The following is a 22,462-nucleotide window of genomic DNA, read 5'->3' as shown; positions in this document are numbered from 1 at the left end:
CGCCCCGGGCCCCCAAAGCATCGATCCAGTTGGAAAGGACACAGCGACCACTGTGAGCACCCACTACGACGTTCTCGGCGTCTCCCAAGACGCGAGCACCGAAGAAATCAAGAAGGCCTACCGCAAGCTGGCCCGCAAGCTCCACCCGGACGTCAACCCCGGTGACGACGCCTCGGAGCAGTTCAAGCTGGTGACGCGTGCCTACGAGATCCTGTCGGACCCGGAGAAGCGCCGCAACTACGACACCACCGGCAACGAGAACGGAAACGCCCCGGGCCCCGGCCAGGCGGGCGGCTTCGGGTTCAACGACATCTTCGAGCAGTTCTTCGGCGGCGGCCAGGCCGGCGGACCCGCCTCGCGCACCAGTCGCGGCCGCGACGCGCTGATCACGGCCACGATCGACCTCAAGGACGCCGTCCAGGGCGTGGTCTACCCGCTCGAGATGGAGACCGCCGTCACGTGCCCCACCTGCGAGGGCACCTGCTGCCAGCCGGGCACGTCGCCGCAGACCTGCACCATCTGCCACGGCCGCGGACAGATCCAGCGCCCCGTGCGCTCCTTCCTCGGCCAGATGATGACGGTCGAGACCTGCAGCGCCTGCCGCGGCTTCGGCACGACCCTGCCGAGCCCGTGCAACGAGTGCATGGGCTCCGGCCGCGTGCGCGAGCGGGTCAGCAAGCAGCTCAAGGTCCCGGCCGGCGTCGCGACCGGCACGCGCATCCACCTGGCCGCCCAGGGTGAGGCCGGACCGGGCGGCGGGCCCTCCGGCGACCTCTACGTCGAGATCGACGTGCGGCGCCACCCCGTGTTCGAGCGCGACGGCAACGACCTGCACGCAACCCTCACGGTCCCGATGACCGCCGCGGCCCTCGGCGCCGACCTCGACCTCGAGACGTTCGACGGCCAGCGGGACATCCGCATCGAGGCGGGGACGCAGTCCGCCGACACCGTGCGGCTGGGCCAGCTGGGCGTGCCCCGGCTGCGTGGCGGCGGCCGCGGCGACCTGATTGTCCACATCCACGTGGAGACCCCCACGAAGCTGGACCACCAGCAGCGCGAGCTGCTGGAGCGGCTGGCGGAGCTGCGCGGCGAAGAGGTGGCCGAGGGCCGCCTGACGGACCGCGGAGGGGTCTTCTCGCGCCTGCGCGACAAGCTGGGCCACCGGGCCTGATGAGCAACCAGGCGTTCCTCACGCCGCCGGAGACGCTGGCCGCGGCCGTCCCGGGGGACACCGTGGAGCTCGACGGCCCCGAGGGACGGCACGCCGTGGCCGTCAAGCGCATCCGGGTCGGCGAGGCCGTGGACCTGCTCGACGGCGAGGGCCGCCGCGCCGTCTGCGTCGTGACGGAGACGGGCAAGGCCTCCCTGCGGGCCCGGATCGAGCGGATCGACGTCGAAGCGGCGCCGCGGGTGCTGACGGTCCTCGTCCAGGCCCTCGCCAAGGGCGACCGCGACCTGCAGGCCGTCGAGTCCGCCGTCGAGCTGGGCATCGACCGGGTGCTCCCGTGGCAGGCCGAGCGGTGCGTGGTCCGCTGGGCCGCCGACAAGGCGGACAAGGGCCGGGCCAAGTGGGAGGCCACCGTCCGCGCCGCGGTGAAGCAGTCCCGGCGCGCGCGCACGCCGCGCGTCGAGCCCGTGGCGGGCACGCCGCAGCTCGCGGCACTGGCGCGCCCCGCGGCCGACGACGCCGGACCCGCCGCGCGGCGCCTGGTGGTGGTCCTCCACGAGGAGGCGGCGAGCCCGCTGGCCGAGGTCGTCGGAGACTGGCTCGAGGCCTCTCCCGCCGACCCCGGGGGACCCGTGGGAGAGGTCTTCCTGGTGGTGGGCCCGGAGGGCGGCATCGCGCCGGCCGAGATCGAGTCGCTGCGCGCCGCGGGCGCCGCGACGGCGTCGCTGGGGTCGAACGTCCTGCGGGCCTCGACCGCCGGCCCGGCGGCGCTGGTTCTGGTCCGCCACCTGGCCGGGCAGCTGGATCCCCGCCGGGCACCGGCCGCGGGCGAGGCTGACCGGTGACCGCCGCTAGCGGCCCGCGACCGTGATGCGCTTGGTGTCCTCGCTCAGCCGCGCCGTGTCGACGCCGTTCTGCCCCCACACCGAAACGTCGTAGTCGCCCTCGCCGAGGTCGACCGCGAACTCGAACTCATCCGCGGGCAGGTCGCCGGCACCGAGGGTGATGCGGCCGTCGGAGACCACGTCGCCGGGCCCACCCTCCTGGACCCGGCGGACCTCCCAGCGGATGCCGCCGGGGAAGACCGCGCCGGCGCCGCGGACGGCCACGTTTCCGGCCGCGTAGGCGCTGCCGTGGTGGGGCTCGATGATCCACACGGGGGCGCGCAGACTCGAGACCCGCTCCGTCGGACCGTCCAGCCGGACGTGGCCGAACGCCTCGTAGCCGGGGCGCCCGTCGACCAACACCGCGACCCGGGCCGGGGCGGAGCCCGTCAGCAGGCCCGCGTTCGCGGCGGCCCCCGTCGCCGTGTAGACGAGCTGCTGGACGGCGCGCTCGGCCAGGCCGGCGTCCATCTGGCGCGCGAACGCGTCGGCGGACAGGTCCACGGTGATCACGTTGTCCCCGTCGATGGACGTGCCGATCCGGCTCGCGGGGCTCCAGAGGCTGAAGTAGTCGGGGTCGGTGGGCTGCTGCTCGAGCATGTGCTTGATGCTGGTGGTGATGGGATCACCCTGGTCCTCGGCCTCGACGTACTCGCGGTAGAGGTACACGGTCGCGTCCCGCTCCCCGAGCCAGTACACCGGGGCGGAGCGGTGGGTGCTCAACTTCTCCAGTTCCGCGGCATCCGACTTGGGCGGAACCACCGGATTCGCCGCCGTCGCGCCCTGCGGCATGGTCGTCGTGGAGGGGGTGGACAGTCCGCCGCAGGCTGAGACCGCGCCGAGGCACACCACCAGCGCGACGACGGCCAGGCGGGGCCTGGTGCGTCGGCTGTGCGGGGCGGGGGTCAACGGGGTCCTTCTCCTCGGGGCAGGGCGGACTCGGCGGCCGCCACACCAGCTTGTCACAGGCACTCCCCGCTCGGGCGGCCGGTTGCAGGGTTGTCACCGGACTGTTGCACGAACGATACACGCGCCCGCGCGACCCCCTCCGGGGCGCCGTGGCCGCTTCACGTAGGATGGAGGGGCGCCGGAAACGCCTCGGGAGCGCCCGGGTCGGGATCCCCGGCGCCCACGCACGGGAGGCCACGTCGCCAGCATGACCGAGGACGCCAAGAACCCAGAGCCGGAGTCGGGGCTGGGCACCGTAGTCCGCTTCGACACCACCGACCAGATGGTCGCCGCGCTCGGCGCACACGACGAGGTCCTGCGCATCGTGCAAGGCGTGTATCCCGGGGCCGACCTGCATGTGCGGGGCAACGAGCTCACCGTGACCGGCGATCCCGAGGACGCCGGGAAGGCGTTGCGCGTCGTCAACGAGGCACGCGGGATCGCGGCGCGCGGCACGCGGATCTCGGCGCACCTGGTGGAGCAGCTGGTGCGGATGGTGGCCGCGCGCGAAACGCCTCCCGCGGGCACCGCCAGCGAGGTCTTCGGCCTGAACATCCTCACCGGCCGCGGCCGCAGCATCCGCCCCAAGACCGTCAACCAGAAGGCCTACGTCGACGCGATCGACGCGAACACGGTGATCTTCGGCATCGGGCCCGCCGGCACAGGCAAGACGTACCTCGCCGTGGCCAAGGCGGTGCAGGCGCTTCAGGCGAAGGAGGTCAGCCGCATCATCCTCACCCGGCCGGCCGTCGAGGCGGGGGAGAAGCTCGGCTTCCTCCCGGGCACCCTGACCGACAAGATCGACCCGTACCTGCGTCCGCTCTACGACGCGCTGCACGACATGATCGACCCCGAGTCCATCCCCCGGCTGATCGCGGCCGGAACGATCGAGGTCGCGCCGCTGGCCTACATGCGCGGCCGGACGCTCAACGACGCGTTCATCATCCTCGACGAGGCGCAGAACACGACGCCGGAGCAGATGAAGATGTTCCTGACCCGCCTCGGCTTCGGCTCCCGGATTGTCGTCACGGGCGACATCACCCAGGTCGACCTGCCCGGCGGGACGAAGTCCGGCCTGCGTGTGGTCTCCGAGATCCTCGAGGGCGTCGACGACATCGCCTTCCTCACGCTCGACGCGTCCGACGTCGTGCGGCACCGGCTGGTCTCCGAGATCGTCACCGCGTACGAGTCCTGGTCCTCGCGCGAGACGGCCCCCGCAGTCGACTGGCGCACCCGGCGCACGAACCGGCGGCCCGCATCGCCCCGCCGCCCGCCGACCCCGGCGCCGCCCGCCGAGCCGGCGGCGCCCCGGCCGTCCGCCGCCGAGGAGGGCTGAGCCGTGTCCGTCGAGGTCAACAACGAATCCGCCGTCGAGGCGGATCTGGAGCGGCTCAGCCGCCTGGGTCGGCACATCCTCGACTCGCTGTACGTGCACCCCGAGGCCGAGGTCTCCATCATCCTCGTCGACGAGGACGCCATGGAACGGCTCCACCTGGACTGGATGGACCTGTCCGGGCCGACCGACGTCATGTCCTTCCCGATGGACGAGCTGCGACCCGGGAGCCCCGGCAGCCCGACGCCCGCCGGCATGCTCGGCGACGTCGTGATCTGCCCCCAGGTCGCCGCCGAACAGGCGCGTGCGGGCGGCCACAGCACGGAGGACGAGATCATGCTGCTCGCGACCCACGGCATGCTGCACCTGCTCGGCTACGACCACGAGGAACCGGCCGAGAAACAGGAGATGTTCTCGCTGCAGCGCAACCTGCTCGAGGCGTTCCTCGGACGGCCCGCGCCGCGGGAGACCACCGAATGATCACTGCCGTCCTCATCGGCCTGTCGATCGCCTTCATCGGCGCCGCCGCGCTGCTCACGGCCGCCGAGTCCGCCTACCTCTTCCTGCCCCGCCAGGAGGCGGAGCAGATGCTCGCGGACCGCCCGCGGACACGGTTGCGGCGGATCCTGTCCGAACCGACGGCGCACACCCACGCCGTCCGCTTCTGGCGCATCTGGTTCGAGACGGCGTCCGCCGTGGCGATCGCCATCCTCTACCACGACCTGCTGGACAGCGTCTGGCTCGCCGGGCTCCTCGCGACGGTGACGATGGCCGCCATCGGCTTCGTGCTCGTCGGCGTCTCACCCCGGCGGATCGGCCGCGTCCGCGCCGCCGGCGTCGTCGTCTTCACCGCGCCGCTGGTCTGGTTCCTCCGCGTGATCCTGGGCCCCGTCCCGGGCTGGCTCGTCCGCGTCGGCACCGCGATCGCGCCCGGCGCGCCCGTCCAGGAGGAGGCCTTCTTCACGGAGGAGCAGTTCCGGGACATGGTGGACCGCGCCAACGAGGCGGACATGATCGAGGACGTCGAGGCCGACCTCATCCACTCGGTCTTCGATCTCGGCGACACCAAGGTCCGCTCCGTGATGGTCCCGCGCACCGACATGGTCACGGTGGACTACGGCACGTCGCTGGGCAGCGCCATGAGCCTGTTCCTGCGCTCGGGATGCTCGAGGATCCCCGTCATCCGCGACAACACCGACCAGATCATCGGCATCGTCTACCTCAAGGACGTCGCCGCGCGACTGCACGCGCACCCCGACGACCAGCGTCCCGTCGAGGCCGTCTGCCGCGACGTGCGCTACGTCCCGGAGTCGAAGTCCGTCGCCGAGCTGCTCCAGGAGCTGCAGCGCGAGTCCACCCACGTCGCCATCGTCATCGACGAGTACGGTGGCACGGCCGGCCTGGTGACGCTCGAGGACCTCATCGAGGAGATCGTCGGCGAGATCGACGACGAGTACGACACCACGCGGGCCGAGAGCGAGGACGTCGGCGACGGCGTGTTCCGGATCAGCGCCCGGATGTCCATCGACGACCTCGGCGAGCTGTTCGAGCGCGACATCGAGGACGACGAGGTCGACACCGTCGGCGGGCTCCTGGCCAAGACGCTGGGCCGGGTCCCGATCGTCGGATCGGAGGTCAGTGTGGGCGGCATCAGGCTCCACGCCGAACGACTGGAGGGCCGGCGCAACCGCATCGGCTACCTCCTCGCGTGGCGCGACACCCACGACGCCGACGACGCCCACACCGCCACCGAAGACGGCTCGACGGGCCGCAAGGAAGCCGCCCACGCCGGCGACGCCACCAAGGAGTAGGAACCATGTCCCACGAGAAGAACAACGAACCCGGCGACGGGCTGCTCTCCGGCGAATGGCCGGCGGACTTCCGCGCCGGCTTCACCTCGTTCGTCGGCAGGCCGAACGCCGGCAAGTCGACGCTCACCAACGCGCTGGTGGGGCAGAAGATCGCCATCACGTCGGCGAAGCCGCAGACGACGCGGCACACCATCCGCGGCATCGTGCACCGCGACGACGCCCAGCTGGTCCTCGTGGACACCCCCGGCCTGCACCGGCCGCGGACGCTCCTCGGCCAGCGGCTCAACGACCTGGTCGCGGACACGCTCGCCGAGGTCGACGCGATCGGCTTCTGCCTCCCCGCGAACGAGAAGATCGGACCGGGCGACCGGTTCATCGCGGCCCAGCTGGCGCAGCTGCGCCGCAAGCCGATCGTCGCCATCGTCACGAAGTCGGACCTCGTGGACCGGGCGACGCTCGCGAAGCAGCTGATGGCCGTCGCGGACCTCGGCACCGAGACGCTGGGGGAGGACGGCTGGGCCGCCGTCATCCCCGTCTCCGCGACGGCGGACTTCCAGGTCCAGGCCGTCGCGGACGTGCTCGTCGCGCAGATGCCGCTGTCGCCGCCGCTCTACCCCGGGGGCGAGCTCACCGACGAGCCTGAGGCCATCATGGTGGCGGAGCTCATCCGCGAGGCCGCCCTCGAGGGCGTCCGGGACGAGCTCCCGCACTCGCTGGCCGTCGTCGTGGAGGAGATGATCCCGCGGGAGGGCCGCCCGGAGGACAAGCCGCTCCTGGACGTGCACGTCAACCTCTACGTCGAGCGATCCTCGCAGAAGGCGATCATCATCGGGCACCAGGGCGCGCGGCTGCGCGACGTCGGGACCCGGGCCCGCAAGGGCATCGAGGCGTTGCTCGGCACCCGCGTGTACCTGGACCTGCACGTCAAGGTCGCCAAGGACTGGCAGCGCGACCCCAAGCAGCTCGGCCGGCTGGGCTTCTAGCTCCGGCGCCGGGGCCCGCCGGGCGGCCCGGGCCGTCGCGCGCAACATTCCGCGCGGGTCGCCGGGCCTGCAGGACCCTGGTGCTAGGGTGAGGACCATGCGTGCGGGAATGCTTCTACTTAGCCGCCGCGGCGAGGCAACACGGGGCCCACGGCCCTGAGGCCGAACCCTCGCTGCGGTGTTTCGTGCTGCCGGCCACCATTTTCAACCACCACTGAAAAGGCCACCTGTCATGCATAACGCGCAAAAGCCCTCCGGAATGCCGATCCACAAGTACGTTCCGTTCCAGGACCAGATCAACGTCTCCCTCCCGGACCGCACGTGGCCGGACAAGGTCATCACGCAGGCGCCGCGCTGGTGCGCCGTCGACCTGCGCGACGGCAACCAGGCACTGATCGACCCGATGAGCCCCGAGCGAAAGCACCGGATGTTCGACCTCCTGGTGGGCATGGGCTTCAAGGAGATCGAGGTCGGCTTCCCGTCGGCCTCGCAGACCGACTTCGACTTCGTCCGGCAGCTGATCACGCAGGACCGCATCCCCGACGACGTCACCATCCAGGTGCTGACGCAGTCCCGCGAGCACCTGATCGAGCGCACCTACGAGGCCATCGAGAACTCCGACCGCGCGATCGTCCACCTGTACAACTCCACGTCCGTCCTGCAGCGGCGCGTGGTGTTCAACCAGGACCAGGACGGGATCGTGGACATCGCCCTGACCGGCGCCCGGCTCTGCCGCAAGTACGAGGAGCAGCTCGGGAACACGCAGGTGACCTACGAGTACTCGCCCGAGTCGTTCACGGGCACGGAGCTGGAGTTCGCCGCGCGGATCAGCAACGCCGTCGCGGAGGTGCTGGAGGCCTCCACGGACCGGCAGATGATCCTCAACCTCCCGGCCACGGTGGAGATGGCAACGCCGAACGTGTACGCCGACTCCATCGAGTGGATGCACCGCAACCTGGCCAACCGCGAGGCCATCATCCTCTCCCTGCACCCGCACAACGACCGGGGCACCGGCGTCGCCGCGGCCGAACTGGGCTACCTGGCCGGCGCCGACCGGATCGAGGGTTGCCTGTTCGGCAACGGCGAGCGGACGGGCAACGTCGACCTGGTGACGCTGGGCATGAACCTCTTCGCGCAGGGCATCGATCCCATGCTCGACTTCTCCGACATGGACGAGATCCGGCGCACCGCCGAGTACTGCAACCAGCTGGCCGTGCCGGAGCGCTCACCGTACGGCGGAGACCTGGTCTTCACGGCGTTCTCCGGTTCGCACCAGGACGCCATCAAGAAGGGCTTCGAGGCCATGGAGCGCGACGCCGCGGAGGCCGGCAAGACGGTCGACGAGCTGGTCTGGGCCGTTCCCTACCTGCCCGTGGACCCCAAGGACATCGGCCGCAGCTACGAGGCGGTCATCCGCGTCAACTCGCAGTCCGGCAAGGGCGGCGTGGCCTACCTGCTCAAGAACGAGCACCACCTGGACCTGCCCCGCCGGGCGCAGATCGAGTTCTCGGGCGTCATCCAGCGCAAGACGGAGGGCGAGGGCGGGGAGATCAGTGGCGCGGCGATCTGGCGCGCTTTCCAGGACGAGTACCTCCCCTGCAGCGACGTCGAGGGCGCGCAGCGCTGGGGCCGCTACGAGCTGGGCAGCGTCACCACCGACACCGCCGAGGACGGGGCATTCACCCTGACCGCGACGCTGCTGGTCGACGGCGTCCCGCAGCGGCGCACCGCCGGGGGCAACGGCCCGATCAACGCGCTCGTGAGCATCCTCGCCGAGGACGGCGTGGACGTGCGCGTTCTGGACTACACCGAGCACGCGCTCAGCGAGGGCGGCAGCGCCAAGGCCGCCGCGTACGTCGAGTGCGCGGTGGGGGAGCGCGTCCTCTGGGGCGTGGGGATCGACACGAACACCACCATGTCCTCGCTCAAGGCCGTCGTGTCCGCCGTGAACCGCGCGGTGCGCGACGCCCGCTAGGCCGGCCGGAGTCCCGACCGCGGCGGGCGGCCCGCCGCCCGCCGCGGTTTGAGACAATGGTGAGCGTGTCCCGCTCCAGCTTCGCCTCCAAGACCTACCGAACGCAGGGGCTCGTCCTGCGCACCCACAAGCTGGGCGAGGCCGACCGGATCGTCGTGCTGCTGACCCCGGACCGCGGCCAGGTCCGCGCGGTCGCCAAGGGCGTGCGTCGGACCAGCTCCAAGCTCGGGGCCACCCTGGAGCCGTTCATGCTGGTGGACCTGCAGCTGGTCCACGGGCGGTCCCTGGACATCGTCACCCAGGCCCAGCTGCGCGGGCCCTACGGCCAGTCGCTCGCGGCGGACTACGCCCGGTACACGGCGGCGCACGCCATGGCGGAGACGGCCGAGCGCCTCACCGACGCCGATTCGGAGTCCGCGGCCCCGCAGTTCCGCCTGCTCCACGGCGCCCTCGCGGCGCTGGCCCGCGGCACGGGCGACGCCGGCCAGCTCCTGGACTCCTACCTGCTGCGCGCGCTCGCGACGGCGGGATGGGCCCCGAGCTTCACCGTCTGCGTGCGGTGCGGCGCCCCGGGCCCGCACACCGCGGTCAACATCCCGCTCGGCGGCGTCGTCTGCCCCGACTGCCGCCCCGCGGGATCGAGTTCGCCCGCGCCGGAGACGGTGGAGTTGCTGGCCGCCCTGCTGGCGGGGGACTGGGACCGCGTCGCCGCCAGCGGACCCGCCCACCGCCGGGAGGGCGCGGGCATTGTGGCAGGATACCTGCAGTGGCACCTGGAACGTGTCGTCAAGTCCCTCAAGCATGTGGAAAGAGCGTGAGTCCCCTGCGGAGCACACCCCGTCCCCCCTCCGCGCACGCGAAACCGGCGCCCCACCCCAGCGGTGCCCGTCCGCCGGAGTTGCCCGCGGAGCTGGTCCCGCGGCACGTCGCGATCGTCATGGACGGCAACGGCCGGTGGGCCAACCAACGCGGGCTGCCGCGCACGGAGGGGCACCGCGCCGGCGAGACCGCGCTCCTGGACGTCATGGCCGGCGCCATCGAAATCGGTGTCGAGTACGTCTCCGTGTACGCGTTCTCCACCGAGAACTGGAAGCGCAGCCCGGACGAAGTGCGCTTCCTGATGGGGTTCTCGCGCGACGTGCTGCGGCGCCAGCGCGACCAACTCAACGAGTGGGGCGTGCGGATCCGCTGGGCCGGACGCCGGCCCCGGCTCTGGCGGTCCGTCGTCAACGAGCTGCTCGAGGCCGAGCGCGCCACGGACACGAACGACGTGTGCCAGTTGACGATGTGCGTGAACTACGGGGGCCGGGCCGAGCTCGCGGACGCCGTCGCGGCCATCGCCCGCGACGTCGCCGACGGGCGGCTCAAACCCTCCGGGATCTCGGAGAAGACGATCGGCAGGTACCTCGACGAACCCGACCTGCCGGACGTGGACCTCTTCCTGCGCACCTCCGGCGAGCAACGGACCTCGAACTTCCTGCTCTGGCAGTCCGCCTACGCGGAAATGGTCTTCATGGACGTGCTGTGGCCCGACGTCGACCGCCGCACCCTCTGGCGCGCCATCGAGGAGTACGCGCGCCGCGACCGCCGCTACGGCGCGGCGGTCGACGTCCCGCAGCCGTAGCCCCGGGAGCGGACCGGCGGCTCCACGGCCCCGGCCCGCGGTCGCGGGCGCCGGGGAGCCCCGGCCGGACGGGTGGGCTACCGGCCGCGGCGCGGCGGGGGCAGGTACCCCTCCGACCAGCGCGTGACGGCGTCGTACGCGGCCGAGCGCGCGGGGGCGGCGGAGGCGAACAGGTCGTGCATCGCGTTCTCCACACGCACGACCGTCACCTCGCGGCCCAGCTTCAACGCCCGCTGCCGGACCACCTCGACGTCGATCACCGCGTCCGCGGTCAGCATCGCGGGGTCGAACTGGGTGCCCAGCTGCGTGCGGTCCGAGGTCAGCACCAGGATGGGCGCGCGGATGTCCAGCCCCCGCGAGACGGCCGCATGGCCCGCCAGCACGGCCGTCATCCAGCCCACCGTCACCGGGAAGGAGTGGCGGGGCCGCCACAGGGGGTGCAGCGCCCACTCGCCGTGCGCCTCGGCGCTCAGCGACTGCCAGTAGTGGTCCACCTCGGGGAGCTTCAGCTTGGCGCGGGGCCGACGCCGGGCGACGGGGTCCAACAGCCCCGCGGCGGCGGCGCGCACCAGGGAGCTGCCCTGGAGCTCCAGCCACGGCGCGTTGAGCACCAGGGCGGAGAAGGCTCCCGGGTGCCGGTCGGCCCAGAGGCTCGCCACCAGGCCGCCGGTGGAATGGGCGACGCACACCACGTCGCCGAGCCGGCCGACGTCGGCGCGGATGGCGGAGAGCGCGGCGTCGATGTCGTCGTCGTACTCGCGCAGGTCCTGGACGAAGCCCGGGGTCTGCCACGCGCGCAGGCTGCGGCCGTAGCGGCGCAGCTCCAGCGCATAGAACCGGTAGCCCCGCCCGGACCAGAACCGCGCCAGCTCGGCGTTGTAGAAGTAGTCGGTCCAGCCGTGGACGGACAGGACCACGGGCACCGGCGCCGCGCCGTCCGGCGGCCCGCGGAGGGCGCCGCCGGCGCGGCGGAGCCCGCCGGCCAGATCGAGCAGCGCATCCCGCCACGGCTCCCGCGCCGGCCGCGGCGGAAGGTAGCGCACCAGCGTCGCGCAGACCGGGCCCTCCTCGTCCTCGCCCTGCGCAAGCGTCGTGTAGGCGAAACCCGCGCCCAGCGGATCATCCAGCCACTGGCCCGGTGCGGTGTCGATGGCGTAGCCCTGGGGGGAGGGCCCCGCGTCCGACGCGATGACCCCCGCGGGCAGCGGCTCGCCGGGCGAATCGCCGGCCGCGGGCAGCGGCTCCCCCGGGGAGCCGGCCGCGGGCGGCGACTGGGCGCCGGCCGGCCCGGCCCCGCTGCGCGTCGTCTCCCCGGAGGCGCCGCGAGTCGTCTCCGCTCCGCCGGCCACCGCTCCCGGCGGGGCGGCTCCCTCCGGACCGCCGGACGGTTTCCCGGGCCCGGGCGACCGGGTTCGGTTCCATCTGTCCATGTGTCGAGCCTAGCCCGCCGCGAGTTGGCAGTCGCCCGCGCGGCGCGGGAGACTGGTGCCATGCGCATCTACCCCGCCTTCTTCCGCCTTGTCTTCTCCGGGATGGATCCCGAAAAGGCCCACCACATCGGTTTCCGGATGATCAGGCTGGCGGAGCGCACGGGCGTCTCGGCCGTGCTGCGGCGCACCTGCCGGCCGCACCCCTCGCTCCGGCGCACCGTGATGGGGATCGACTTTCCCTCCCCGTTCGGCCTCGCGGCGGGATTCGACAAAGAGGGGCACGGGGTGGCGGCCCTGGCCGACCTCGGCTTCGGCCACGTGGAGGTCGGCACCATCACGGGCCAGGCCCAGCCCGGCAACCCGCGCCCGCGCCTCTTCCGCCTGGTCGAGGATCGCGCGGTCATCAACCGCATGGGCTTCAACAACGACGGCGCCGCCGCCGTGGCGCCCCGCGTCCGCGCCGCCCGCCCCGTCCTCGAGCGCCGTTTCCGCGGGACCCGCCCCGTGGTCGGCGTCAACATCGGCAAGACGAAGGCGGTCGAGCTCGACGACGCCCTGGGGGACTACCTGGCCGGAACGCGGTTGCTGGCGGAGCACGCCGACTATCTGGTCGTCAACGTCAGCTCCCCGAACACGCCCGGCCTGCGCCTGTTGCAGGACATCAAGACGCTGCGGCCGCTGCTGACCGCGGTGGGCGCGGAGGCGGACCGGGTGGCGGGGCGCCACGTGCCGTTGCTGGTGAAGATCGCGCCCGACCTGGCCGACGCCGACATCGACGACGTCGCGGACCTGGTCGCGGACCTGCGCCTCGACGGCATCATCGCCACCAACACCACGGTCGCGCGCGAGAACCTGCGCACGCCGCCCGCGCGCCTGGCGGAGATCGGGGCCGGTGGACTGAGCGGGGCCCCCCTGAAGACCCGCTCCCTGGAAGTCCTGCGCCGACTCCGTTCGCGCCTCGGCGAGGACACCGCCGTCGTCTCCGTCGGGGGAGTGGAGGACGCCGACGACGTCCTCGAGCGGCTCGATGCCGGCGCCGACCTGGTCCAGGGCTACACGGCATTCCTCTACGAGGGACCGTTCTGGGCCTCCCGCATCAACCGCGGCCTGCGCAAGGCCCTCGCGCGCCGCGCCGGCTGAGCCCGTCCCGTCGCCCCGCAGGGCCACGCACCACACATGGCCGCACGCGACGCATGGCCACACGCGACGACGGGGCCCCGCCAAGGCGGGGCCCCGTCGTCGTTCGGGGCGCGGTCGGCGCGGTCCGGACGCCGCGGCGTGGCTAGCTGGGCTTTTCGCCGCGCTTGACCTGCGGCTTCGGCAGCCGCATCTTGCGGAACTGCAGCCCGCGCATCGAGGCGTACCAGAGCACGCCGCGCTCGCTCGAGCCGAACTTCGCGACGAGTCGCTTCTTCAGCTGCCGCGTCATGATGTACGCGTCGATGACGGTCAGCAGCAGCACGGCCCAGAGGCCCATGGTGATGTAGGCCTGGAGCTGGAGCGCGCCCGGCATCGCCAGCGCGACGATCAGGAAGGCGAAGATGATGAACATGAGGAACTCGCCGACCATCCACCGGGAGTCGACGAAGTCGCGGGCGAACCGCTTCTGCGGCCCCTTGTCGCGCGGCATCATGTAGCGGTCGTCGCCGGTCTCGTTGGCCTGGCGCAGCTTCTCGGAGGCCTCCATGCGGCGGCGGCGTTCCGCCTCCTTGGCCACCTTGCGGTCGGTCGGGACCAGGGGGCGCTGGCGTTGCGCGACCTGCTGGCTGCGGCGGGGGGTCGGGGCCCCCTTGCCGGGTCCGGGCTCTATGGTCTCGTCTGTGGCGGCCGGCATTGCGGCGGCGTCGTCCTTCTTACGTCCAAACACGCGTCAAGTCTAGCCGGTGGGGCGCGGGGCGCCGAACGGCCGCCGTGGACCCGGTTGTAGGGTGAAACCATGACTACTCCCGACACCGTGAGCGCCGCCGGAACCGCCGACGTGGGCGTCGACGTGCAGGCCATCGCCGACCGCGTCCTCGCCGACTTCCCCCGGACCCTCGCCGAACTCAAGGAACTCGTCGCCATCCCGGGCATCGCCTGGGAGGCCTTCGACGCGAGCCAGCTGGACCGCAGCGCCGAGGCCGTCGCCGCGCTCGCGCGGTCGGCCGGCATGGAGGACGTGCGCATCCTCAGCGCCGAGACGGCGGATGGCCGGCCGGGCAGCCCCGCCGTCGTCGCGCGCCGTCCCGCGCGCCCCGGCAAGCCGACCGTGCTGCTCTACGCCCACCACGACGTGCAGCCGCCGGGCGACGAGTCCCTGTGGGACACACCGCCCTTCGAGGCCACCGAGATCGACGGGCGCCTCTACGGGCGCGGCGCCGCCGACGACAAGGCCGGAATCATGGTCCACGTCGCCGCGCTGCGGGCGGTCCTCGACGCCACCGCGGCCTTCGGCGTGGGGGTGACCTACTTCTTCGAGGGCGAGGAGGAGGCCGGTTCGCCGAGCTTCCGGCCGTTCCTGGAGCGGTACCGCGACCTGCTGGCCGCGGACGTGATCGTGGTGGCCGACTCCAGCAACTGGAAGGTCGGGGTGCCGGCCCTGACGACGAGCCTGCGGGGCATGGTCGGCGGCGTGTTCGAGGTGCGGGTCCTGGAGCACGCGGTGCACTCCGGCATGTTCGGCGGGCCGGTGCTCGACGCGCCGACGCTGGCCGCCCGCCTCATCTCGACGTTCCACGACGCCGCCGGGAACGTGGCGGTCGAGGGGCTGGTGGCCCGGGAGACCGCGGCCGTCGACTACCCGGAGGACGACTTCCGGCGGGACGCCTCCGTGCTCGACGGCGTTCGGCTCGCCGGCACCGGCCCCCTGGCCGACCGGCTCTGGAACAAGCCGGCCCTGTCGGTCATCGGCATGGACGTGCCCCCCGTCGCCGTCTCCTCCAACACCCTGTTGCCGGTCGCGCGCGTCAAGGTCAGCGTCCGGCTCGCCCCGGGGCAGGATCCCCGTGCCGCGGCCGAGGCGCTCGAGCGCCACATCCTGGGGCAGGACCTGTTCGGCGCGCGCGTCAGCTTCGCCGCCGAGGAGACCGGGAACGCGTTCTCGACCGACACCACGGCGCCCGCCGCCCGGGCCAGCCTCTGGTCGCTGGAACAGGCGTGGGGCGTGCCGGCGGTGGAGACCGGGATCGGCGGGTCGATCCCCTTCATCTCCGACCTCACGGAGGTCTACCCCGAGGCGCAGATCCTCGTCACGGGGGTCGAGGATCCGGACTCGCGCGCGCACAGCGCCAACGAGTCGCTCCACGTCGAGGATTTCCGGCGGGCGGTGCTCGCGGAGGCGCTGCTGCTGGCCAGGATCGACGCCGAGGGGCTGTAACAATGGCTCCGCGACGTACCATAGTGGGGAGAGGACGGCGCGCTACGGCGCCGCCTTCCGCCACCAGCAGCAACGGAGGATGCAGATGACTGCCACCACGAACGACACCACCCCGGACGCCACGGAGCTCGCGACCCACGAGGTCAAGCTCTCGGACGTCGCAGCCGGCAAGGTCCGCAGCCTGCTCGAGCAGGAGGGGCGCACCGACCTGCGCCTGCGCGTCGCCGTCCAGCCCGGAGGATGCTCGGGCCTGATCTACCAGCTCTACTTCGACGAGCGCCTGCTCGAGGGAGACGCGGTCCGCGACTTCGAGGGCGTGGAGGTCGTGGTCGACAAGATGAGCGTCCCCTACCTCAGCGGCGCGTCCATCGACTTCGAGGACACCATCGCGAAGCAGGGCTTCACCATCGACAACCCGAACGCCGGCGGCTCGTGCGCGTGCGGCGATTCCTTCCACTAGGGACGGCGGCCGCGGAGGCCCACGACGCCGCGCGTCACCGGCGCGCGGCGTCGTGGTTTCTGTCGGCAATCGGGCATCCCAGAGGGTAAGCTCTACAGCAAGTAGTAAAACTATGCTTTTCTTCGGCCTAGTCACCGACGGTTGCCTCCCGGGGCGGCACGCGGCGGGCCGGAGGCTCATTCAGCACTAACAAAGAGGAAGGGCCGTCTGTGAGTTCGCAAGACCGAACCAGCAGCAGCCGCGGGGGCAGGGCCAAGGTCTTGGCCATCGCCAGCGCGGGGGCGTTGCTGTTGACGGGATGTTCAGAACAAGTCCAGCGTGGCTGGCTCCCCAACGTGGAGCGCGACACCACCAACCACACCGGGTCCATCCAGGACCTCTGGGTCAATTCCTGGATCGTGGTTCTGCTGGTCGGCCTGCTGACCTGGGGCCTGCTCATCTGGAGCATCATCGCCTACCGGCGCCGCAAGGGCGACACCGGCTACCCCCGGCAGCTCAGCTACAACCTGCCGATGGAGGTCTTCTACACGGCGGTTCCACTGATGCTGGTCCTGACCTTCTTCTCCTTCTCCGACGCGACCGAGAAGTCGATCAACACCCCGGTCGACTCGGAGCTCGTGGTCGACGTCCGCGGCAAGCAGTGGTCGTGGGACTTCAACTACGACTACCAGGGCCAGCAGAAGTACTTCAGCGGCGTGCAGGCGGAGCTCGACGGCAACGAAGGCGTCGAGGAGACCCTGCCGACCCTCTACCTCCCGGTCAACGTGCCCGTCACGTTCGAGCTGAACAGCCGCGACGTGATCCACTCGTTCTGGATCCCCGCGTTCCTGCAGAAGCTGGACATGATTCCGGGCAAGACCAACCACATCTGGCTCACCCCGCAGGTCGAGGGCACCTTCGACGGCAAGTGCGCCGAACTCTGCGGCGAGTACCACTCCGAGATGCTCTTCAACGTCAAGGTGGTCTCCGAGCAGGAGTTCCTCGACCACCTCGCGACGCTCGAAGACGGCCAGCTCGGCGAAGAGTACGACCGCAAGCCGGACCAGGTCGCCACCACCACGCTGCCTAGCGGCGAAGGAGAGTAGGAGTCATGACAACCTACGAATACGCCACCGACGAGGCGAAGGCGGTCGCCCCGCGCGTCGTGCCGGTCTCCAAGGGTCGGATCGTCGTCAACTGGATCACGTCCACCGACCACAAGACCATCGGGTACATGTACCTGATCGCGTCCTTCGTGTTCTTCTGCATCGCCGGCGTCATGGCGCTGGTCATCCGCGCCGAGCTCTTCGAGCCCGGCATGCAGATCCTGCAGACGAAGGAGCAGTACAACCAGCTCTTCACGATGCACGGCACCATCATGCTGCTGATGTTCGCCACGCCGCTGTTCGCCGGCTTCGCGAACGTCATCATGCCGCTGCAGATCGGCGCGCCCGACGTCGCGTTCCCGCGCTTGAACGCGCTGGCCTTCTGGCTCTTCCTCTTCGGCTCCACGATCGCCGTCGCCGGCTACATCACGCCGCAGGGCGCCGCCTCGTTCGGCTGGTTCGCCTACGCGCCGCTGTCCAACACCACGTTCAGCCCCGGAGTCGGTGGCGACCTGTGGGTGTTCGGCCTGGCGCTGTCCGGCTTCGGCACCATCCTCGGCGCGGTCAACTTCATCACCACGATCATCTGCCTGCGGGCTCCGGGCATGACCATGTGGCGCATGTCGATCTTCAGCTGGAACACGCTGATCACCGCCATCCTGGTCCTCATGGCCTTCCCGCCGCTGGCCGCCGCGCTCTTCGCGCTCGGCGCCGACCGCAGGTTCGGGGCGCACATCTTCGACCCCGAGGCCGGCGGGCCGGTGCTGTGGCAGCACCTGTTCTGGTTCTTCGGGCACCCCGAGGTCTACATCATCGCCCTGCCGTTCTTCGGCATCGTCTCCGAGATCTTCCCGGTCTTCAGCCGCAAGCCGATCTTCGGCTACAAGGGCCTGGTCTTCGCGACCATCTCCATCGCGGCCCTGTCCGTGGCGGTGTGGGCCCACCACATGTACGTCACGGGTTCCGTGATGCTCCCGTTCTTCGGGTTCATGACCATGCTGATCGCCGTGCCCACGGGCGTGAAGTTCTTCAACTGGATCGGCACCATGTGGCGGGGATCGATCACGTTCGAGACCCCCATGCTCTGGAGCATCGGCTTCATGGCCACGTTCCTGTTCGGCGGCCTGACGGGCATCATCCTGTCCGCACCGCCGCTGGACTTCCACGTCTCGGACACGTACTTCGTCGTCGCGCACTTCCACTACGTGGTCTTCGGCACCGTCGTCTTCGCGATGTTCGCCGGATTCTACTTCTGGTGGCCGAAGTGGACGGGCAAGATGCTCAACGAGCGCCTCGGCAAGATCCACTTCTGGATGCTCTTCATCGGCTTCCATGGCACGTTCCTCATCCAGCACTGGCTCGGTGTCATGGGCATGCCGCGGCGCTACGCGGACTACATGCCGGAGGACGGCTTCACCGCCATGAACCAGTTCTCCACGGTCTTCGCGTTCATCCTCGGCATGTCGATGATCCCGTTCTTCTGGAACGTCTGGTCCACCGCCCGCCACGCCAAGAAGGTCGAGGTCGACGACCCCTGGGGCTTCGGCGGTTCCCTGGAGTGGGCGACGTCCTGCCCGCCGCCGCGCCACAACTTCCACTCGATCCCGCGCATCCGCTCCGAGCGTCCCGCGCTGGATCTGCACCACCCGGAGCTGGGCATGCGCACCACGCCCGAAGCAGGAGTCGCCAAAATCTTTGGCCCGGCAGACCAGAAGGACAAGTAACCATGAAGATCGAGTCCTGGCTCTTCCTCGGCGGGGTATTCTTCTTCCTTCCCGTCGGCATCGTCTACGGCATCCTCACCGAGTGGCAGGAGTGGGTCGGCTTCCCGGCCCTGTTCATGGTCGCCGGCCTGTCCGGCATGGTCGGTTCCTACCTCTACTTCACCGCCAAGCGCGTCGGGCCCCGCCCGGAGGACCGCGTCGACGGTGAGATCCACGAGAACGCAGGCGTCATCGGCGCGTTCTCGCCGTGGAGCTGGTGGCCCATCATGCTGGCCGCCGCCGCCGCGACCGGTTTCCTCGGCCTCGCGATCGGCTGGTGGATCCTGTACATCGGCGCCGGCATGGCCGTCATCGGCCTCGTCGGGTGGGTCTACGAGTACAGCCGCGGGGACCACGCCCACTAGGGCAGCCACCGCACCACGCCTCGGAGGCGGCGCATCGCAAGATGCGCCGCCTCCCGCGTTTAACGGGCTCTTCCGGCGTTGAGCGGGCTCTTCGAAATTGGTCGTGGGGGCTGCACGCGCATGTCGAGGTCCCGTGGATGGACGGCGTGGGTGCGTCCATCGTCCGGACAACCCGACCCGCAGAGCTTCGACGGAGCCAAGAGTCCCCGTGGGTGGGGTACTGATCTCGTTCACCGGTGGAGCCAGGGTGTGCGCCCGCATGGACCTGAAGGCCTCGCTCGAGGTCCGTCCATGCCGTCCTCGGCGGATCCTAGCTGGCGGGCGTGCACGTCTTCGACGGCGGGATCGACGCGGACGTGGAACGGGGGCGTGCCAGGCGACGGCGCCGCCACCGCGGGCAGGCACCCGGGCCACACCGTGCCCGACGGCGTGGCCGTCCCCGAGCTACCCCCTCGGGAGGCCGCCCTCGGGCGGAGCGCGAGGATCGCCGTTGCCCGCCGCTGTTCCCGTCGATCCGGCTGCCGTAGACGGCGGGCCGGGGTGACAGACGGTCCTAGAATGGGGGAGTGGAAGCCATTATGCGCGCGGGAGCGGCACACCGTGACCGGTAGCCGCGCCGCGTCGATCCAGGGCACGCTCGACGCCGCCTCGCCGGTGTCCAAGCACCGCCAACTCAAGGGCATCCTCCAACGGCACGCGGTGTCGGTCTGCCGGCCCGGCCAGGCGATCCCCTCCGAGCGCGACCTCACCCGCCACTTCGGGGTTGCCCGGATGACTGTCCGGCACGCGATCGACTCGCTGGTGGAGGACGGCGTCCTCGAACGCATCATCGGGGTCGGGACGTTCGTCGCGCGTCCCAAGATGGATCTCCAGGTCAAGCTCACCTCCTACAGCGAGGAGATGCACCGGCGCGGCATGGTGCCCGCGGCACGCGTCCTCCGCTTCGACGAGGTGCCGGCCGTCGGCGCGCTGGCGCGCGAAATGGAATTGCCTGAGGGTACGCCGGTAGTCCGTTTCCGACGGCTGTTGCTTGCCGACGGACAGCCGATGAGCGTCGACGAGAACTATCTGCCCTCGCACAAGGTCCCCGGCTTCCTGGACGAGCCCGCCCCGACGTCGCTCTACAGCAGCCTCAACGAGCGCTACGGCCTGGTGATGGAGTGGGGCGAGGACCAGGTGGAGGCCACGGCGGCAACCCACGAGAACGCCCAGCAGCTCGCTGTCGACGTGGGCTCGCCGCTGCTCAAGATCCAGCGTCACGCCTACGTGCGGCGCGAACTCGTCGACTATTCCGTCTCGCTCTACCGTGCCGACCGCTACAAGCTCTGGGTGCCCCTCCAGCGGCCCGGCAGCCGCGCCCCGCACTCCTACGACACCCGCCGGGATTAGGCGTCCCAGCGGCGCCCTGGGCCTCCGTGCCCGGCCGGCCTTGGCGCGTGACCCGACGGGCGGGCACGGTGGCGGCGCGATGCACGGGACACAGCATGGGGCGGCAGGCGCGTGCCAGGCCGCGGCGAACCGGGCCACGCACGACATAGGGCTGGCCCCGACCTCACGGTCGGGGCCAGCCCTTTGTCGTGCGCCGTAGCTCCCCGACGGGGGCTACCGCTCGATCGAGGCCTTCTCCGGCGTCCGCTCGACGGCGCCGTGGCCGTGGTGCGCGTGCGCCTCCGCCAGTTCCTTCGGGGTGACCGGCGCGACCCGGTCCTCGAAGAAGAAGCGGGAGATGGCGCCGCGCGCCTTCTCGTTGCGCGAGACGTGCCCGGCGCGGTCCGGCTGCGCGGGGAGCACCTCGTGCGACTCGAACGCGACGAGCTTGTAGAGCTTGAACTCGTCGAGCTGCTCGTGGCGCTCGCTGAACCCGCCCTCCGGCGACATCTCGATGATGCCCGCCTCGCGGCCGTGGAGGACGATGTCGCGGTCCTTGCGCTGCAGCGCGAGGGCGATCCGCCGGGCCACGATGAAGCCGACGATCGGACCAACGAAGAACAGCGCCCGCAGCCAGTAGGTCACGTCGTTCAGGGACACGTGGAAGTGCGTGGCAATGAGGTCCGAGCTCGCCGCGGCCCACATGACGCAGTACCAGATGACTCCGGCGACGCCGACTCCGGTCCGGGTCGGGGCGTTGCGCGGACGGTCCAAGAGGTGGTGCTCGCGGTTGTCCTTGGTGACCCAACGCTCAATCCACGGCCAGCCGAACATCACGCCGAAGAGGATCATGGCGGGCACCAGCGCCGGCAGCAGCACGTTCAGGACGAGCGTGTTGTCGCCCCACGGGAACGGGATGACCCACTCCAGGGACATGTTGCCGATGTAGCCGGGCATGAGGCGGAGCGCGCCGTCGACCCATCCGATGTACCAGTCGGGCTGCGTGCCGGCCGAGACGGGGGAGGGGTCGTACGGGCCGTAGTTCCAGATCGGGTTGATCGTGAAGAAGCCCGAGATCAGCGCGATGATGCCGAAGACGATGAAGAAGAAGCCGCCGGCTTTGGCCGCGTAGACCGGTCCGACCGGGAAGCCCACGACGTTGTCGTTGGTCCGGCCCGGGCCGCGGTACTGGGTGTGCTTGTGCACGACCACCATGAACAGGTGGATGGCGATCATCAGGAGGATCAGCGCCGGAATCAGCATGATGTGCAGCATGTAGAGGCGGCCGATGATCGCGGTGCCCGGGAACTCGCCGCCGAAGAGGAAGGCGGAGATGTAGGTGCCGACCACCGGGAGGGCCTTGACGACGCCGTCGATGATGCGCAGGCCGTTGCCCGAGAGCAGGTCGTCCGGGAGGGAGTAGCCGGTGAAGCCGGCCGCGAGGGACAGGATGAGCAGCACCCCGCCGACGACCCAGTTCAGCTCACGGGGCCTGCGGAACGCGCCGGTGAAGAACACGCGGAGCATGTGCACCGACACGGCGGCGACGAACAGCAGCGCCGACCAGTGGTGAACCTGGCGCATGAACAGGCCGCCGCGGACGTCGAAGGAGATGTCCATCGTGGAGGACATGGCCACGGACATCCCCACGCCCTTGAGCGGGTTGTAGGAGCCGTTGTAGACCGTGTGCGCCATAGACGGGTCGAAGAAGAACGTCAGGAACGTTCCGGAGATCAGCAGGATGACGAAGGTGTAGAGCGCCACCTCGCCGAACATGAAGGACCAGTGGTCCGGGAAGATCTTGCGGCCGAACTCCTTCACGATCTGCGAGCCGCCGACGCGGCTGTCGACGAAGTTCGCGATCCTGCCGGTGGAGGTCTTGGCGGTGTACTCGTTTGTGGTGCTCATGA

20 protein-coding genes are annotated in these 22,462 nt (G+C 70.8%); 16 read left to right on the top strand and 4 right to left on the bottom strand.

Going from position 1 to position 22,462, the window contains the following annotated elements; translation table 11 throughout:
- Positions 1–52 precede the first annotated feature (52 nt).
- Both dnaJ and ACETWP_RS06950 read left to right on the top strand, forming a co-directional pair.
- On the top strand, positions 53–1,171 hold the full coding sequence (gene dnaJ / locus ACETWP_RS06955) for a molecular chaperone DnaJ (RefSeq protein WP_373971488.1): 1,119 nt from the start codon (positions 53–55) through the stop codon (positions 1,169–1,171).
- Positions 1,171–2,013: a 16S rRNA (uracil(1498)-N(3))-methyltransferase gene (locus tag ACETWP_RS06950; RefSeq protein WP_373971487.1), complete on the top strand. Its 843-nt coding sequence runs from the start codon at positions 1,171–1,173 to the stop codon at positions 2,011–2,013. Before dnaJ ends, ACETWP_RS06950 begins: the two co-directional genes overlap by 1 nt.
- A gap of 6 nt (positions 2,014–2,019) precedes the next feature.
- Here the strand turns inward: ACETWP_RS06950 and ACETWP_RS06945 are convergent, their stop codons facing one another.
- Positions 2,020–2,961, bottom strand: a complete 942-nt coding sequence (locus ACETWP_RS06945) for a GerMN domain-containing protein (protein WP_373971486.1) — start codon at positions 2,959–2,961, stop codon at positions 2,020–2,022.
- Positions 2,962–3,208: 247 nt separating this feature from the next.
- Between ACETWP_RS06945 and ACETWP_RS06940 the strand changes: the two genes are divergently transcribed.
- From ACETWP_RS06940 to ACETWP_RS06910, 7 genes are all read left to right on the top strand, one after another.
- Positions 3,209–4,336, top strand: coding sequence for a PhoH family protein (locus ACETWP_RS06940; RefSeq protein WP_373971485.1), 1,128 nt, complete (start codon positions 3,209–3,211; stop codon positions 4,334–4,336).
- Positions 4,337–4,339: 3 nt separating this feature from the next.
- The gene (gene ybeY / locus ACETWP_RS06935; RefSeq protein ID WP_373971484.1) at positions 4,340–4,813 is read left to right on the top strand and encodes an rRNA maturation RNase YbeY; all 474 of its coding nucleotides are present in this window, start codon (positions 4,340–4,342) and stop codon (positions 4,811–4,813) included.
- Positions 4,810–6,144: a hemolysin family protein gene (locus ACETWP_RS06930; RefSeq protein ID WP_373971483.1), complete on the top strand. Its 1,335-nt coding sequence runs from the start codon at positions 4,810–4,812 to the stop codon at positions 6,142–6,144. Before ybeY ends, ACETWP_RS06930 begins: the two co-directional genes overlap by 4 nt.
- Before the next feature lie 5 nt (positions 6,145–6,149).
- A complete protein-coding gene (gene era / locus ACETWP_RS06925) occupies positions 6,150–7,127 on the top strand; it encodes a GTPase Era (protein ID WP_373971482.1) in 978 nt (325 codons plus the stop codon).
- Positions 7,128–7,359: 232 nt separating this feature from the next.
- Positions 7,360–9,102, top strand: a complete 1,743-nt coding sequence (gene leuA, locus ACETWP_RS06920) for a 2-isopropylmalate synthase (protein ID WP_373971481.1) — start codon at positions 7,360–7,362, stop codon at positions 9,100–9,102.
- Positions 9,103–9,167: 65 nt separating this feature from the next.
- Entirely contained in the window at positions 9,168–9,920 is a 753-nt protein-coding gene (recO, locus tag ACETWP_RS06915; protein ID WP_373971480.1) for a DNA repair protein RecO, read from the top strand.
- Positions 9,917–10,726: an isoprenyl transferase gene (locus ACETWP_RS06910; RefSeq protein WP_373971479.1), complete on the top strand. Its 810-nt coding sequence runs from the start codon at positions 9,917–9,919 to the stop codon at positions 10,724–10,726. Before recO ends, ACETWP_RS06910 begins: the two co-directional genes overlap by 4 nt.
- Before the next feature lie 77 nt (positions 10,727–10,803).
- On the opposite strand, the gene ACETWP_RS06905 is transcribed toward ACETWP_RS06910, so the two are convergent.
- Positions 10,804–12,156, bottom strand: a complete 1,353-nt coding sequence (locus tag ACETWP_RS06905; RefSeq protein ID WP_373971478.1) for an alpha/beta hydrolase — start codon at positions 12,154–12,156, stop codon at positions 10,804–10,806.
- A 60-nt stretch (positions 12,157–12,216) separates the two neighbouring features.
- Here ACETWP_RS06905 and ACETWP_RS06900 point away from each other — a divergent pair, with 60 nt between their 5' ends.
- Positions 12,217–13,296, top strand: a complete 1,080-nt coding sequence (locus ACETWP_RS06900) for a quinone-dependent dihydroorotate dehydrogenase (protein ID WP_373971477.1) — start codon at positions 12,217–12,219, stop codon at positions 13,294–13,296.
- 142 nt (positions 13,297–13,438) lie between these two features.
- Here ACETWP_RS06900 and ACETWP_RS06895 read toward each other — a convergent pair whose 3' ends face one another.
- Positions 13,439–14,023 (bottom strand): DUF3043 domain-containing protein, encoded by a 585-nt coding sequence (locus ACETWP_RS06895; protein ID WP_373971476.1) that lies wholly within the window; start codon positions 14,021–14,023, stop codon positions 13,439–13,441.
- A 69-nt stretch (positions 14,024–14,092) separates the two neighbouring features.
- Between ACETWP_RS06895 and ACETWP_RS06890 the strand changes: the two genes are divergently transcribed.
- The 6 genes from ACETWP_RS06890 to ACETWP_RS06865 all read left to right on the top strand — a co-directional run bounded on the left by ACETWP_RS06890 (position 14,093) and on the right by ACETWP_RS06865 (position 20,573).
- Positions 14,093–15,511 (top strand): dipeptidase, encoded by a 1,419-nt coding sequence (locus ACETWP_RS06890; RefSeq protein ID WP_373971475.1) that lies wholly within the window; start codon positions 14,093–14,095, stop codon positions 15,509–15,511.
- Positions 15,512–15,596: 85 nt separating this feature from the next.
- The gene (locus ACETWP_RS06885) at positions 15,597–15,971 is read left to right on the top strand and encodes a HesB/IscA family protein (RefSeq protein ID WP_373971474.1); all 375 of its coding nucleotides are present in this window, start codon (positions 15,597–15,599) and stop codon (positions 15,969–15,971) included.
- Positions 15,972–16,180: 209 nt separating this feature from the next.
- Positions 16,181–17,056, top strand: coding sequence for an aa3-type cytochrome oxidase subunit II (gene ctaC / locus ACETWP_RS06880; RefSeq protein WP_373971473.1), 876 nt, complete (start codon positions 16,181–16,183; stop codon positions 17,054–17,056).
- A gap of 5 nt (positions 17,057–17,061) precedes the next feature.
- Complete coding sequence (ctaD, locus tag ACETWP_RS06875; RefSeq protein ID WP_373971472.1) at positions 17,062–18,780, top strand: aa3-type cytochrome oxidase subunit I; 1,719 nt, start codon at positions 17,062–17,064, stop codon at positions 18,778–18,780.
- 2 nt (positions 18,781–18,782) lie between these two features.
- A complete protein-coding gene (locus ACETWP_RS06870) occupies positions 18,783–19,184 on the top strand; it encodes a cytochrome c oxidase subunit 4 (protein WP_373971471.1) in 402 nt (133 codons plus the stop codon).
- A gap of 600 nt (positions 19,185–19,784) precedes the next feature.
- Entirely contained in the window at positions 19,785–20,573 is a 789-nt protein-coding gene (locus tag ACETWP_RS06865; RefSeq protein ID WP_373971470.1) for a GntR family transcriptional regulator, read from the top strand.
- Positions 20,574–20,786: 213 nt separating this feature from the next.
- Here ACETWP_RS06865 and qcrB read toward each other — a convergent pair whose 3' ends face one another.
- Positions 20,787–22,460 carry a cytochrome bc1 complex cytochrome b subunit gene (qcrB, locus tag ACETWP_RS06860; RefSeq protein ID WP_373971469.1) on the bottom strand — a complete coding sequence of 558 codons (1,674 nt, stop codon included), beginning with the start codon at positions 22,458–22,460 and terminating at the stop codon, positions 20,787–20,789.
- Positions 22,461–22,462: the final 2 nt, after the last annotated feature.

It is taken from the genome of Arthrobacter halodurans (assembly GCF_041877255.1).
Taxonomy (GTDB): Bacteria; Actinomycetota; Actinomycetes; order Actinomycetales; family Micrococcaceae; genus Arthrobacter_N; species Arthrobacter_N halodurans.
The sequence above is the reverse complement of the archived record's forward strand: the minus strand, read 5'-3'. Positions and strand labels throughout refer to the sequence as shown.

Bases quoted from the DNA above. Each gene is read 5' to 3' on its own strand.
- ACETWP_RS06950 (WP_373971487.1), top strand. From the start codon at position 1,171: ATGAGCAACCAGGCGTTCCTCACGCCGCCGGAGACGCTGGCCGCGGCC.
- ACETWP_RS06940 (WP_373971485.1), top strand. From the start codon at position 3,209: ATGACCGAGGACGCCAAGAACCCAGAGCCGGAGTCGGGGCTGGGCACC.
- ACETWP_RS06930 (WP_373971483.1), top strand. From the start codon at position 4,810: ATGATCACTGCCGTCCTCATCGGCCTGTCGATCGCCTTCATCGGCGCC.
- era (WP_373971482.1), top strand. From the start codon at position 6,150: ATGTCCCACGAGAAGAACAACGAACCCGGCGACGGGCTGCTCTCCGGC.
- leuA (WP_373971481.1), top strand. From the start codon at position 7,360: ATGCATAACGCGCAAAAGCCCTCCGGAATGCCGATCCACAAGTACGTT.
- ACETWP_RS06905 (WP_373971478.1), bottom strand. From the start codon at position 12,156: ATGGACAGATGGAACCGAACCCGGTCGCCCGGGCCCGGGAAACCGTCC.
- ACETWP_RS06900 (WP_373971477.1), top strand. From the start codon at position 12,217: ATGCGCATCTACCCCGCCTTCTTCCGCCTTGTCTTCTCCGGGATGGAT.
- ACETWP_RS06890 (WP_373971475.1), top strand. From the start codon at position 14,093: ATGACTACTCCCGACACCGTGAGCGCCGCCGGAACCGCCGACGTGGGC.
- ACETWP_RS06885 (WP_373971474.1), top strand. From the start codon at position 15,597: ATGACTGCCACCACGAACGACACCACCCCGGACGCCACGGAGCTCGCG.
- ctaD (WP_373971472.1), top strand. From the start codon at position 17,062: ATGACAACCTACGAATACGCCACCGACGAGGCGAAGGCGGTCGCCCCG.
- ACETWP_RS06870 (WP_373971471.1), top strand. From the start codon at position 18,783: ATGAAGATCGAGTCCTGGCTCTTCCTCGGCGGGGTATTCTTCTTCCTT.
- qcrB (WP_373971469.1), bottom strand. From the start codon at position 22,460: ATGAGCACCACAAACGAGTACACCGCCAAGACCTCCACCGGCAGGATC.